Raw genomic sequence first — 14200 nt, 5'->3', positions numbered from 1 at the left:
GCCGTCAATGTCACCACGCTAAAGCAAAGCGTCGGTTCCGGACAGGCTCACTTGATTCTAAAAGCAGCGGTTCACGCGGCTTTTGGTTTTGGCGGAAATTTCGGCGCGTGCAGACCCATCTGCATCGCTTGCTTGACCATGCCCATGATGTCTTCGTGGGCCAGGTCGAACAGGCGCTTGAGGTTCGGCAGCACGAAATACAGCGGTTGCAGGATGTCGATGCGGTAAGGCGTGCGCATGCACTCCAGCGGATCGAATGCCTGGTGCTCAGGCTCATCCGACAGGCAATACACGGTTTCTTTTGGTGAAGACAGGATACCGCCACCGTAGATGCGCTGACCTTGCGGGGTGTCGACCAGGCCGAATTCGATGGTCATCCAGTACAGGCGCGCCAGGTACACGCGTTCTTCCTTGGAAGCCTGCAGGCCAAGCTTGCCGTAGGTGTGGGTGAATTCAGCGAACCAGGGGTTGGTCAGCAATGGGCAGTGGCCGAATATCTCGTGGAAAATGTCCGGCTCTTGCAGGTAATCCAGTTCTTCGCGGGTACGAATGAAGGTAGCCACTGGAAACTGCTTGCTGGCGAGCAATTCAAAAAAGGTCTGGAAGGGAATCAGTGCCGGAACGCGAGCGACTTGCCAGCCGGTGGTTTCACCGAGGACCTTGTTGATCTCGCCCAGTTGAGGGATGCGGTCGTGGGGCAGACCGAGTTTTTCGATGCCGTCCAGATATTCCTGGCACGCACGCCCTTCGATCACTTTCAGTTGGCGAGTGATCAGCGTGTTCCACACCGCGTGTTCTTCGGCGGTGTAGTCGATAAAACCTTGCGCATCGGGCTCACGAGCCACGTATTGCGTCTGCTTCATGCTGCTCTCCTGCTAGGGGATTCGTTCTTGTTATGTACTGCTATGGACCTAGGAATACCCCAACAATTGCATCGTTGCAGCCGGTCAAGGGCGGCCTGCGCGGGAAAAATGCGGTAAAATCGTAAAGTTTTCGTTACGTATTGGGCGTCATCGCGCAGATGTTGAGATTGGCGGGTGGGAAAAGCCCTTCAGCTGTCACATAATCTTGACGACTAACTGAGCACCTAATCAGAAAAGTCGGGCGCTAACCCTGTGGGAGCCAGCCTGCTGGCGATAGCGGTGTGTCATTCGGCATCCCCAGGGCCTGATGCGACGCCATCGCCAGCAGGCTGGCTCCCACAGGTCAATCATCGTTTATCAGGTCTTTTATATGCGTATCAAAGTCCACTGCCAGAACCGCATCGGCATCCTGCGCGACATTCTCAACCTGCTGGTCGAGTACGGCATCAACGTCGCTCGCGGCGAAGTGGGTGGCGAACATGGCAATGCCATCTACCTGCACTGCCCGAACCTCATCAATATTCAGTTCCAGGCGCTGCGTCCGAAGTTCGAGGCGATTGCCGGGGTGTTCGGCGTCAAGCGCGTAGGGCTGATGCCCAGCGAACGGCGGCACATGGAGCTCAATGCGTTGCTCGGCGCACTGGAGTTTCCGGTGCTGTCGATCGACATGGGGGGTTCGATCGTCGCGGCCAATCGCGCGGCGGCGCAGTTGCTGGGCGTGCGGGTGGATGAAGTGCCGGGGATTCCCTTGTCGCGTTATGCCGAGGATTTCGACTTGCCGGAACTGGTGCGCGCCAACAAATCGCGGATCAACGGGCTGCGGGTCAAGGTCAAGGGCGATGTGTTCCTGGCCGACATCGCGCCCCTGCAATCGGAACATGACGACAGCGAAGCCATGGCCGGGGCGGTGTTGACCCTGCATCGCGCCGATCGGGTGGGCGAGCGCATCTATAACGTACGCAAGCAGGAGTTGCGCGGCTTCGACAGCATCTTCCAAAGCTCGAAGGTGATGGCAGCGGTGGTGCGCGAAGCCCGGCGCATGGCGCCGCTCGATGCACCGCTATTGATAGAAGGCGAAACCGGTACCGGCAAAGAGTTGCTGGCGCGCGCCTGCCATCTGGCCAGCCCGCGCGGGCAATCGCCACTGATGGCGCTCAACTGCGCCGGCCTGCCGGAATCCATGGCCGAGACCGAGTTGTTCGGCTATGGCCCGGGTGCCTTCGAGGGGGCCCGGGCCGAGGGTAAACTCGGGCTGTTGGAGTTGACGGCGGGCGGTACGCTGTTTCTCGATGGTGTCGGGGAAATGAGTCCGCGGCTGCAGGTGAAACTGCTGCGCTTCCTGCAGGATGGCTGCTTCCGTCGCGTCGGCAGCGATGAGGAGGTTTACCTCGATGTGCGGGTGATCTGCGCGACCCAGGTCGACCTGTCCGAACTCTGTGCCCGCGGGGAGTTTCGCCAGGACCTGTATCACCGTTTGAACGTGCTGTCGTTGCACATTCCGCCACTGCGCGAATGCCTCGACGGCTTGACGCCGCTGGTGGAGCACTTTCTCGATCAGGCCAGCCGGCAGATCGGTTGCCCGCTGCCCAAGCTGGCACCCGCGGCCATGGACCGGCTCAGCCATTACCACTGGCCGGGCAACGTACGGCAGTTGGAAAACGTGCTGTTCCAGGCGGTTTCCCTGTGCGATGGCGGGACGGTCAAGGCCGAGCACATTCGCCTGCCGGATTATGGCGTGCGTCAGCCACTTGGCGATTTTTCGCTGGAGGGTGGGCTGGACGAAATTGTCGGGCGCTTCGAGAAAGCGGTGCTGGAGCGGCTGTACTCCGAGCATCCGAGCAGTCGGCAACTGGGTAAGAGGCTGGGGGTTTCGCATACCACCATTGCCAACAAGTTGCGTGATTATGAGGTGGGCAAGGACAACACCTGAAGATCAAAAGATCGCAGCCTGCGGCAGCTCCTACACCGATCCCAGTAGGAGCTGCCGCAGGCTGCGATCTTTTGATCTATTGCCGCGAAGCGGCATGACACCGCCGGTTTTTCGTCTCTGACACAATCCTCCATTCCCCGGTAAATCCCTTCAAGTCCTGTATTTGCCGGGCCTCGCGCCGCCAAAAACAACTTGGTCTGCAAATTGCTTATGCCACGTCAGTACAGCATCGGGCGGCAAACGTCCGGCAGGCAGAGGAAAGCGTGTGGACAAGTACCTTTATGTGGCAATGACCGGTGCCAGCCAGAACGCACTGGCGCAAAAGGCTCATGCCAACAACCTGGCGAACATCTCTACCAACGGTTTCCAGAAAGACCTGGAGCAGGCGCGCTCGATGCCGGTGTTCGGCGACAGCTTTCCGGCGCGTGCGTTTGCCCTGTCCGAACGCCCGGCCACCGACTTCTCCCCGGGTTCGCTGGTAGAAACCGGCCGCGACCTCGACGTGGCCGTGCAAGGCAACGGCTGGCTGGCGGTGCAGAACCCCGATGGCGGTGAAAGCTACGTGCGCACCGGCAGCCTGGTGGTGGACGCCCTGGGCGTGCTGCGGGCTGGCAACGGCATGCCGGTGATCGGCAATGGCGGACCGATTGCCGTGCCGCCCGAGCAGCAGATAGAAGTCGGCGAGGACGGCACCATCAGCATTCGCGCCATGGGCGAAGGCCCGCGCGTCATGGCCGAAGTGGACCGCATCAAGCTGGTCAACCCGGACATCAAGAACATGACCAAGGGCCTGGACGGTTCGATACACACCAAGGACGGGCAACCGGCGCAAGCCGATGCTGGCGTCAAGCTGGTGTCCGGTTTCCTCGAGTCGAGCAACGTCAATGCGGTGGACGAGATGACGCAGGTGCTGGCCCTGTCGAAGCAGTTCGAACTGCACATCAAGATGATGAATACCGCCAAAGAAGACGACCAGGCCATGGCTCGGGTCTTGCAGATCAGCTAATTACCAGAACGTCGCGCCGTAAAACAGGCGCACGAGGAGAATCGAATGCTTCCGGCTCTATGGGTTGCCAAAACCGGTCTGTCCGCCCAGGACACCAACCTGACCACCATTTCCAACAACCTGGCCAACGTGTCGACCACGGGCTTCAAGCGTGACCGCGCCGAGTTCCAGGACCTGCTGTACCAGATCAAGCGTCAGCCTGGCGCCCAGTCGACCCAGGACAGCGAACTGCCGTCGGGCCTGCAACTGGGTACCGGTGTGCGGATTGTCGGCACCCAGAAAAACTTCAACGCCGGCAGCCTGCAAACCACCGAGCAACCCCTGGACATGGCCATCGACGGTCGCGGCTTCTTCCAGATCCTGCAGCCGGACGGCACCACGTCCTACACCCGTGACGGTACCTTCCACCTGGATTCCAATGGCCAGATCGTCAACGCCAGCGGCTTCGCACTGGAACCGGCGATCGTCATTCCGAACGACGCCCAGACCTTCACCGTGGGCAAGGACGGCACCGTGTCTATCACCGTCGCCGGCAACCCGGCCTCCCAGGTGATCGGCAACCTGCAGACCGCCGACTTCATCAACCCGGCCGGCTTGCAGGCCGTGGGCAACAACCTGTTCCTGGAAACCGCCGCCAGTGGCGCGCCGCAAGTAGGCACCCCGGGCCTGGCCGGTTTCGGTACCACGCTGCAGAACACCCTGGAAACCTCCAACGTCAGCACCGTTGAAGAGATGGTCAACATGATCACCACTCAGCGCGCCTACGAGATGAACTCCAAGGTGATCTCCACCGCCGACCAGATGCTCTCGTTCGTAACGCAGAATCTGTAATCAAGTCTATGAGGCGACCACGAGGTCGCCTGCAACACCGTGAGGTAGGGTCATGAAACGCGTCGTCTCTGTTCTGGCATTGAGTGGGATTGCTGCGCTCGCTGCGCTCGCAGGTTGCGTGCCTGTGACGCCCAAGCCCAATGACCCTTACTACGCCCCGGTGTTGCCGCGCACACCGTTGCCGGCTGCGGCCAACAACGGCTCGATCTACCAGGCCGGTTTCGAGCAAAACCTGTACACCGACCGCAAGGCGTTCCGGGTCGGTGACATCATCACCATCACCCTGAACGAGAAGACCCAGGCCAGCAAGAACGCCAACTCGCAAATTGGCAAGAACAGCAAGGCCAGTATCGGCCTGAGCTCGCTGTTCGGTTCCACGCCGAGCACCAACAATCCGTTTGGCAGTGGTGACCTGAGTCTGGACGCCAGCTACGAAGGCGACCGCGCGACCAAGGGCGACAGCAAGGCCGGGCAGGGCAACAGCCTGACCGGTTCGATCACCGTTACGGTGGCGGACGTCCTGCCCAACGGCATCATCGCCGTGCGCGGCGAGAAGTGGCTGACCCTCAACACCGGCGACGAACTGGTACGGATTGCCGGTCTGGTCCGGGCTGACGATATATCCACTGACAACACGGTGTCGTCGACCCGCGTCGCCGATGCGCGCATCACCTACTCGGGCACCGGTTCCTTTGCCGATGCGAGTCAGCCAGGCTGGTTCGACCGTTTCTTCCTCAGCCCGCTGTTCCCTTTCTAGGTGGTCACGTTGAATCTCAGAAGTCTCATCGTTGCTGCCTTGATGATGTCGGCAGCCTTCAACGCTCAAGCCGAGCGCCTGAAGGACATCGCCAGCATTTCCGGCGTGCGCTCCAACCAATTGATCGGCTACGGCCTGGTGGTCGGGCTTAACGGCACCGGCGACCAGACGACGCAAACGCCGTTCACCCTGCAGACCTTCAACAACATGCTCTCGCAGTTCGGCATCAAGGTGCCGCCGGGTTCGGGCAACGTGCAGTTGAAGAACGTCGCGGCGGTCTCGATCAGTGCCGACTTGCCGGCGTTCGCCAAGCCGGGGCAGCAGGTCGACATCACCGTTTCGTCCATCGGTAACTCCAAGAGCCTGCGCGGCGGCACCTTGCTGCTGACGCCGCTCAAGGGTATCGACGGCAACGTCTATGCCGTGGCCCAGGGCAACCTGGTGGTCGGCGGTTTCGATGCCGAGGGGCGCGACGGCTCCAAGATCACGGTCAACGTGCCGTCGGCCGGGCGCATCCCCGGCGGTGCCTCGGTCGAGCGCGCCGTGCCGAGCGGTTTCAACCAGGGCAACAGCCTGACCCTGAACCTCAACCGTTCCGACTTCACCACGGCCAAGCGCATCGTCGACAAGATCAACGACATGCTTGGCCCAGGCGTGGCCCAGGCCATTGACGGCGGATCGGTGCGCGTCACGGCGCCGCTGGATCCGAGCCAGCGTGTCGACTACCTGTCGATCCTGGAAAACCTCGAGATCGATCCGGGGCAGGCGGTGGCCAAGGTCATCATCAACTCGCGCACCGGCACCATCGTGATCGGCCAGAACGTCAAGGTTTCGCCGGCCGCCGTCACCCACGGCAGCCTGACCGTGACCATTACCGAAGACCCTATCGTCAGCCAGCCTGGCCCTCTGTCCAATGGCCAGACGGCGGTCGTGCCGCGTTCGCGGGTCAACGCCGAGCAGGAAGCCAAGCCGATGTTCAAGTTCGGCCCGGGCACCACCCTCGACGAAATCGTGCGTGCGGTGAACCAGGTCGGCGCGGCACCGGGCGACCTGATGGCGATTCTTGAAGCGCTGAAACAGGCTGGCGCCTTGCAAGCCGACCTGATCGTGATCTAAGGACGGCGACCATGGACATGAACAAGAGCGGTCGGGTCAGCAGCAGCGATTCCGGTGCGTTTTCCGACCTGAACCGGCTGAACCAGCTCAAGGTCGGCGACAAGAACAGCGACGCCAACATGCGCAAGGTGGCGCAGGAGTTCGAGTCGCTGTTCCTCGGCGAGATGCTCAAGTCTATGCGCTCGGCCACCGAGTCCCTGGGCAAGGACAATCCGATGAACACCGCGGAGGCCAAGCAGTACCAGGAAATGTACGACCAGCAACTGGCGGTTTCCATGTCCCGTGAGGGCGGCGGTATCGGCCTGGCGGACGTGCTGATGCGGCAGATGTCGAAGAACAAACCGCTGGCGCCGGGTGAAGCGGCAACGCTGTCCGCCGCTAAGCAGGAGGCCGCCAAAGCCGCTGCGCAAACCCCGGTGGCCGCCGGCACGACGGCGCTCAACGGGCCGCTGTCGCGGGTCAATGGCGAGCGTCCATTGTGGGCTTCGCGTTCGGTCAGTGCACCGACCGGCGAGGGTGCGCATCGCAATGACATGGCGTTGATCAATCAGCGGCGCCTGGCCTTGCCGCCGAAACTGGCCGATCGCTTGCTCGCGGGCCTGGTGCCTTCCGCCACGCCAACCAGCGCTGGGGTCGTCAACAAGGCGCCACTGCCCGAGCGCGTCGCGAGCAGCGGTTCCGGACCTTTGTACAACGGCGACTGGCTGGCGAATGCCCAGGCAGCGGAAAGCGGGTCCCTGCAGATTCACGGGCGCGCCATCGCGCAAATCCCGTTGGCGCCGGCGAAAAAAGCCTTCAGCTCCGCCGACGAATTCGTCAATACCATGCTGCCGATGGCCAAGGAAGCAGCCGATCGCATCGGTGTCGATCCGCGTTACCTGGTGGCCCAGGCCGCCCTGGAAACCGGTTGGGGCAAATCGGTCATGCGCGCCCAGGACGGCAGCAGCAGCCACAACCTGTTCGGCATCAAGGCCGGCAACAGTTGGAAGGGTGATTCGGCACGGGCAATCACCAGCGAATTCAGGAATGGCGAGATGGTCAAGGAGACGGCCGAGTTCCGTTCCTACGATTCCTACAAGGACAGCTTCCATGACCTTGTCACGCTGCTGCAAACCAATAATCGCTATCAAGATGTGGTGAAGTCGGCCGATAACCCGGAACAGTTTGTGCGCGAGCTGCAAAAGGCCGGTTACGCAACCGACCCGGCTTACGCCAGCAAGATTTCGCAGATAGCCAGGCAGATGACGAGTTATCAGAACTACGCTGCGGCGGGCGTTTCCACAACGCCTTTATAGACATAAGGGTCTGAACCATGAGTTTGCTCAACATCGGAATGTCGGGGCTCAATGCCAGCCAGGTTTCACTGGCGACCGTCGGCAACAACATTGCCAATGCCAACACGGCCGGCTACTCACGTCAGCAGACCACTCAGGTGAGCAATGCGTCGAACATGTATGGCGGCGTGTTCATCGGTAGCGGTACCACCCTGGCCGATGTGCGTCGGGTCTATAACGCCTACCTCGATAACCAGTTGCAGACCTCCACATCGCTGAGCAGTGACGCCAACGCCTACCTCGATCAGGTGAGCCCGCTCGACAAGCTCTTCTCCGACAAGACCACGGGGATCAGTGCGGTGTTGAGCAGCTTCTTCTCTTCGGTCCAGACGGCCGCCGGTACACCGAGCGACACCGCCGCCCGGCAACTGCTGCTGACCAATGCGCAAACCCTGAGTAACCGCTTCAACGCCCTGGCGTCGCAAATGGCGCAACAGAACGAAGGGATCAACAGTCAGTTGACGACAATGACCGGGCAGGTCAACCAGCTGACGGCGTCGATTGCTTCGTTGAACCAGCAGATTGCCCAGACCAGCAGTTCTTCCGGCAGTGGCCCGAGCAACTTGCTCGATGCCCGGAACGAAGCGGTCCGCTCGCTCAACGAATTGGTGGGTGTCACGGTCCAGGAGCAGAACGGCAGTTACAACGTCTCCCTGGGGAACGGCCAACCCCTGGTGTTGGGCAATACATCCAACACCCTCTCGACCGCCCGCACCGGCATCGACAAAAGCCAGCTGAATATTCAGCTCAACTCGCCGTCTAAAACCAGTGACGTCACCTCGGTCATCAGCGGCGGCAAGATTGGCGGCCTGCTGCGTTATCGCGAAGACGTGCTGGTGCCGGCGCAGAACGACCTGGGCCGCACCGCCCTGGTGATGGCTGACAAGATCAACAGCCAGTTGGGCCAAGGGCTCGACGCCAATGGCGAGTTTGGTGCTTCGTTGTTCTCCAACATCAACAGCGCCGCCGCGATCAGCCAGCGCAGCCTGGGGTCGTCGAACAACAGTACCGGTTCGGGCAACCTGGATGTCACGATCACCAATTCCAGTGCGCTGACCACCTTCGATTATTCGGTCACCTTCACTGCTGCCGATAAGTACACGGTCAAGCGCTCCGACGGCAAGGACATGGGCTCCTTCGACCTGTCCCCGGCGGCGGAAATCGATGGTTTCAAGCTGGATGTGAACGGCGGCGGTCTCAGCGCGGGTGATACGTTCCAGGTGACGCCGACCCGCAACGCCGCGAGTTCCATCAAGACCCAGATGACCGACTCGAACAAGCTCGCGTTTGCCGGCCCGCTGGTTGCCAACGGCAGCACGAGCAATGGCGGCACCGGCGCACTGACCCCTCCGGTGCTGTCTACTCCGTTGGATATCTATGGTGGTGCCGATCTGGCCGCGCTGCAGGCAGGCATCAAGGACTCGATGCCGGTGACCCTGGCCTTCAAGGAGGCGGCCGGTGGCAGTCAAGGCTATGAAGTGTTCAACGCGAAAGGGCAGAGCATCGGCACGGGCACCATCGTGCCTGGCCAAAGCAATGACCTGACCATCAATGTGCCGATGCTCGATGCCTCGGGTGCTCCGATCCCCGGCAAATCGTTTTCGTTCAACACCACGGTCAGTGGCTCGCCGTCGAAGAATGACAAGTACGAAGTCGCGTTCAACGCGGACGGCAAGAAAGACAACAGCAACGCCAACCAGCTGTTGGCCCTGCAAACCAAGGCAACGGTGGGTGTGACGGGCGGCAACGCCGGGATGAGCATGACCACCGCCTACAGCCGCCTGGTCGAACAGGTGGGCGCCAAGGCCAGCCAGGCCCTGGGTGACAGTACGGCCAGTGGCGCGATCCTGTCCCGGGCCAAATCCGAAGTCGCGTCGGTGTCCCAGGTCAACCTGGACGACGAAGCCGCCGACCTGGTCAAGTTCCAGCAGTACTACACCGCGTCGTCGCAGATTATCAAGGCCGCGCAAGAAACGTTCAGCACGCTGATCAACAGTCTTTAAGGGAATCTTCGACGATGCGAATTTCTACAGCCCAGTACTTTGAGACCAGTGCGGCCAAGTACCAGAACAACTTCTCCTCGATTGTGAAGACTCAGGAGCAGATCACGTCGGGCGTGCGGATCCAGAGTGCCGGTGATGATCCTGTGGGCGCTGCAAAGTTGCTGATGTTGCAACAGCAGAAAGACTTGCTGGGGCAGTACAGCACCAACATGGGCAGTATCAAGAGTTCGCTGACCAACCAGGAAAGCGTGCTGGACAGCGTCAACACGGCCTTGCAGCGTGCTCGTGAGTTGGCGCTTCAGGCGGGTAATGGTGGTATCAATGATGCTGATCGAAAATCCATCGCCAGTGAGATAGGCGAGATTGAGCAGCAAGTCCTGGGATTGCTCAACAGCAAGGACTCGTCGGGCAACTACATGTTTGCCGGCTCGAAAACGTCTACACCACCCTATGTGCGCAACAACGACGGCACCTACTCCTATCAGGGTGACGACACGCAGTTGAGCCTGCAGGTGTCGGACACCTTGTCCGTGGCCACCAACGATACCGGTAAAAGCGTCCTTGAAACGGCGAAGAACTCGGGGCGCACCCAGGCCGTCCTCGATCCATCGAAGCCCAATGACGGTACCGTTTCCGTGTCTGCTGGCTTGGTGCAATCGAATGCGGCCTACACCCAGAAGTTTTCCGCGGGAGAGCCCTACGAGCTGAAGTTTGTAGACAGCACTCATTACACCATCGCGGACAAGGACGGTAACGATATTACGAGCGAGGTGTCTGGAAATGGCACGTTCGACTCGAGCAAAGAGGGTGGCGCGACCATCAGCCTGCGGGGGGTGGAGTTCGACATCTCCTTGCGCCTCAAGGCGCCTGTGGATCCTGCGACCACGCTGCCAATGACCCCTGATCAAGAGGTCAAGGATCACATCTTTTCGCTGGGCACCAAGCCTGACAGCTTCAATACATCACGGACACCGAGCAACGGTTCGACGGCCCAGATCACCGGGTCCGGCGTCGCTAACCAGGCAGACTACGTCAACGGGTTTCCCAACAGCGGTGTGGTCATCAAGTTCACCGATGCCAGCAATTATCAGGTCTATGCCCAGCCAATGGGCGCAGACAGCAAGGCAATCGGTGGGGGGGCGATGGCGGGTGGCTCGATCACGTTCGCGGGCGTGAAGCTTGATTTTACCGGAGCGCCGCAAGCGAACGATCAGTTCGTGGTGGGGGCCAGCAGCCACCAGACGCAAAGTGCCCTGGACACGTTGAGCCAGCTACGCCAGGCGTTGGAAACCCCCGCTGATGGCAATGTTCTGGCACAGATCAAGCTGAAAGACTCGGTGAATGCGGCGATCAGTAACCTTTCCAATGCCAGTGAGCAGGTCGATATCGTTCGCGGCACGATAGGTGCGCGTTTGAACGCCATTGATATCCAGAGCGCCGAAAACGTCAGCATGGGCCTGGCTAACACCAGTACCCAGTCGGCTATTGGTGATACTGATGTCGCAACGGCTTCTATCGACCTGGCGTTCCAGCAATCGCTGCTGCAGGCCTCGCAACTGGCCTTTGTGAAAATTGCCCAGCTGAGCTTGTTCAACAAGCTCTGATCCCTTCTCGATTGCCGGCATCAACGATGCCGGCAATGTCTCGTTGGTTCGTTATCGCGCTTTTTGCTCAATCATTGCCGGTTTTTTCCTCATCCATTGGGCGGTTGAGCGCTTGTTTGTGGCTGGATGTTTTGCGCAAGGCACGCATAATGCGTGACCTGTGAGTCAGATAGCGCATCTTCACTGTATTGTGTCAAAAAGGATGGGCAGGGGTTTGACCCTTGTCGGGCGTGTTTTCAGGGTTTCTGGAGCGTCTGTGCCGTATTTTTTCGCTCGGTGAAATCCAGTATTGTCGTACCTCTCGGTCATGCGAGCGGTGATCTCCAGCTATTTAGTATTGGGAAGCCACAATGATTGGCATAAAAAGCATTGCCAGCTACGTGCCAGCGAGTGGGCTGGATAACTATGCTCAGGGCGCAAAGTTCGAGAAGGATGAAGAATTCATCCTCGGGAAAATCGGTTCGGCGTTCCTGCCGCGCAAGGACGCAGAACAGGAAACCTCCGACCTGTGTGTCGAAGCGGCCAATGCGTTGTTCGCCAACAACCCTCAGCTCGACCGTCAATCCATCGACGTGCTGATCGTCGTCACCCAGAACGGCGACGAAGAAGGCCTGCCGCACACTTCGGCGATCGTCCAGGACAAACTGGGCCTGTCGACCAACGTCGCCGCTTTCGACATCTCCCTGGGTTGCTCCGGTTACGTCTACGGTATCTATGCCATCAAGGGCTTCATGGAAGCTGCCGGGCTGAAGAATGGCCTGCTGATCACCGCAGACCCGTATTCGAAGATCGTCGACCCGGAAGACCGCAACACCACCATGCTGTTCGGCGACGCCGCCACCGCCACCTGGATGGGCGAAGACGCCATCTGGCAGCTGGGCAAGGCCAAGTTCGGCACCGATGGCTCCGGTGCTCCGCATCTGAAGGTAACCGACGGTGTGTTCTTCATGAACGGACGCCAGGTGTTCAACTTCGCCCTGCTCAAGGTGCCGGCGCATTTGCACGAATTGCTCAATCAGTCAGGCCTCACGTCCCAGGACATCGATGCCTTCTGCATTCACCAGGGCAGTGCGGCCATCGTCGATGCCGTGGCACGCCGCTTTGAGAGCGAGCCGGAGAAGTTCATCAAGGACATGGTCGAGACCGGCAACACCGTGTCTTCGAGCATCCCGCTGTTGCTGGAAAAGCACATGTTCGACTCCAGCTGGAAGCGTGTAGCAATCAGTGGTTTCGGGGTGGGCCTGTCCTGGGGTTCGGCGCTGATCCACCGCACCTGACGCGTCAGTTTAGTAACGCCAAAAAAACGCCCATGGCCGCGAGGTCATGGGCGTTTTTTCATTCTGGGGCGGGCATTTAACGCCTTGAAATGCAAGGGGTGGCACGGTGCTAGTAAAAAAAATCAAAAAAGCCCTCAAGCAACCTGCTTTCACGACGATAACTATTACGAAGGTTCTCTAGGCCACACCCGGCGGTTGCCAGGGCCGGAAGCCGCAGCACCCAACCCACGAGGAATTCGTCATGTCGTTAACCGTTAATACCAACATCACCTCTCTATCGGTTCAGAAAAACCTGAACAAGGCTTCCGACGCTCTGGGCACCACGATGGGACGCCTGTCTTCCGGCCTGAAAATCAACAGCGCTAAAGACGACGCCGCCGGCCTGCAGATCTCCAACCGTCTGACCACTCAGATCAAAGGCCTGGGTGTTGCGGTAAAGAACGCCAACGACGGTATCTCCATCGCGCAAACCGCTGAAGGCGCCATGGCGACCTCCGGTAACATCATGCAGCGTATGCGTGAACTGGCCCTGCAATCGGCCAACGGCTCGAACAGCGATGACGACCGTACCTCCATGCAGCAGGAATTCACCGCGCTGTCGGGCGAACTGACCCGTATCGCCAAAACCACCACCTTCGGTGGTCGTAACCTGCTGGACGGCACTTTCGACAACAACGCCTTCCAGATCGGCGCCAACTCCAACGAAAGCATTTCGTTTGGCATGAAAGACGTCAGCTCCACTGCAATGAAGGGCAACTACAACGAGGCAAGCGTTGATGGTGGTGTTGTCACCTTGGCAGCTGGTGTTACTGGTGCGGACGGCAAGTTCGGTACCAACGCTGTAGGCACACCTTCTGCGACCGCAGTTGGCGTGGCCGGTGCTGGTGTATTCCCACCACCAACAGTTGGTGGTACTGGTGGTGACCTGGTTCTGAATGTGGGTGGCACAAAGACCACCATCACATTGGCCGCTGGTGACTCGCTTAACGGTACTGGTGCGACCCAAGCTCTTAAAGATGCGTCCAGCATTCTTGTTAAAATCAATGCTCAAACTGCGAACACGGGCATTACCGCTAGCATCGACAGCGCAACCGGCGGGCTTAAGCTTTCGGGGACTCAGGCTTTCACAGTTGATGGTACTGCTACTACTGCTGCCGTGGCCACGAAATTTGGTCTGGCTGTTGACGGTGGCGCGCAGTTGGACAAGCTCGGCACATCCAATATGCGGGATGGCGTGCTCGGCGCCGCAAACGCTGGTAACTTGATTGTTGGTGGTGCAACCATCGTTTTGGACGGGTCTGAAACGCTGTCCAAAGTTATTGATCTGGTCAATGGCAATTCGAGTTCTACAGGTGTAACAGCGTCCGTTGATAGTGCATCTGGTCAGCTGAAGCTGAGCTCTTCCGCAGGTTTCACACTTGACGGTACCGCCGCCACAATCGGCGGCTTGGGTCTCACCGCGGCTGCCGCGGCTGCTGC

General features: G+C 59.8%; 11 protein-coding genes. 10 read left to right on the top strand and 1 reads right to left on the bottom strand.

Going from position 1 to position 14200, the window contains the following annotated elements; all coding sequences use genetic code 11:
• Positions 1 to 71: 71 nt before the first annotated feature.
• Entirely contained in the window at positions 72 to 863 is a 792-nt protein-coding gene (gene phhA, locus PMI35_RS27985) for a phenylalanine 4-monooxygenase (RefSeq protein WP_008055500.1), read from the bottom strand.
• 370 nt (positions 864 to 1233) lie between these two features.
• On the opposite strand from phhA, the gene PMI35_RS27990 reads away from it, so the two are divergent.
• The 10 genes from PMI35_RS27990 to PMI35_RS34535 all read left to right on the top strand — a co-directional run.
• Positions 1234 to 2793: a sigma-54-dependent phenylalanine hydroxylase transcriptional regulator PhhR gene (locus tag PMI35_RS27990; protein ID WP_008055498.1), complete on the top strand. Its 1560-nt coding sequence runs from the start codon at positions 1234 to 1236 to the stop codon at positions 2791 to 2793.
• Positions 2794 to 3058: 265 nt separating this feature from the next.
• Positions 3059 to 3799: a flagellar basal body rod protein FlgF gene (locus PMI35_RS27995; protein ID WP_008055495.1), complete on the top strand. Its 741-nt coding sequence runs from the start codon at positions 3059 to 3061 to the stop codon at positions 3797 to 3799.
• Positions 3800 to 3844: 45 nt separating this feature from the next.
• Entirely contained in the window at positions 3845 to 4630 is a 786-nt protein-coding gene (gene flgG / locus PMI35_RS28000; RefSeq protein WP_008055493.1) for a flagellar basal-body rod protein FlgG, read from the top strand.
• Between the two features lie 52 nt (positions 4631 to 4682).
• On the top strand, positions 4683 to 5387 hold the full coding sequence (gene flgH / locus PMI35_RS28005; protein WP_008055491.1) for a flagellar basal body L-ring protein FlgH: 705 nt from the start codon (positions 4683 to 4685) through the stop codon (positions 5385 to 5387).
• A 42-nt stretch (positions 5388 to 5429) separates the two neighbouring features.
• Positions 5430 to 6503 carry a flagellar basal body P-ring protein FlgI gene (locus PMI35_RS28010; RefSeq protein ID WP_008055490.1) on the top strand — a complete coding sequence of 358 codons (1074 nt, stop codon included), beginning with the start codon at positions 5430 to 5432 and terminating at the stop codon, positions 6501 to 6503.
• Between the two features lie 11 nt (positions 6504 to 6514).
• Positions 6515 to 7798 carry a flagellar assembly peptidoglycan hydrolase FlgJ gene (flgJ, locus tag PMI35_RS28015; RefSeq protein WP_008055489.1) on the top strand — a complete coding sequence of 428 codons (1284 nt, stop codon included), beginning with the start codon at positions 6515 to 6517 and terminating at the stop codon, positions 7796 to 7798.
• Positions 7799 to 7815: 17 nt separating this feature from the next.
• Positions 7816 to 9840, top strand: a complete 2025-nt coding sequence (gene flgK / locus PMI35_RS28020) for a flagellar hook-associated protein FlgK (RefSeq protein ID WP_008055488.1) — start codon at positions 7816 to 7818, stop codon at positions 9838 to 9840.
• A gap of 14 nt (positions 9841 to 9854) precedes the next feature.
• Positions 9855 to 11444 (top strand): flagellar hook-associated protein 3, encoded by a 1590-nt coding sequence (locus PMI35_RS28025; protein WP_008055487.1) that lies wholly within the window; start codon positions 9855 to 9857, stop codon positions 11442 to 11444.
• Positions 11445 to 11794: 350 nt separating this feature from the next.
• Positions 11795 to 12721, top strand: coding sequence for a ketoacyl-ACP synthase III (locus PMI35_RS28030; protein WP_008055486.1), 927 nt, complete (start codon positions 11795 to 11797; stop codon positions 12719 to 12721).
• Positions 12722 to 12962: 241 nt separating this feature from the next.
• A partial coding sequence (locus tag PMI35_RS34535; RefSeq protein WP_008055485.1) for a flagellin N-terminal helical domain-containing protein occupies positions 12963 to 14200 on the top strand: 1238 nt, incomplete at its 3' end.

It is taken from the genome of Pseudomonas sp. GM78, assembly GCF_000282475.1.
GTDB lineage: Bacteria > Pseudomonadota > Gammaproteobacteria > Pseudomonadales > Pseudomonadaceae > Aquipseudomonas.
The sequence above is the reverse complement of the archived record's forward strand: the minus strand, read 5'-3'. Positions and strand labels throughout refer to the sequence as shown.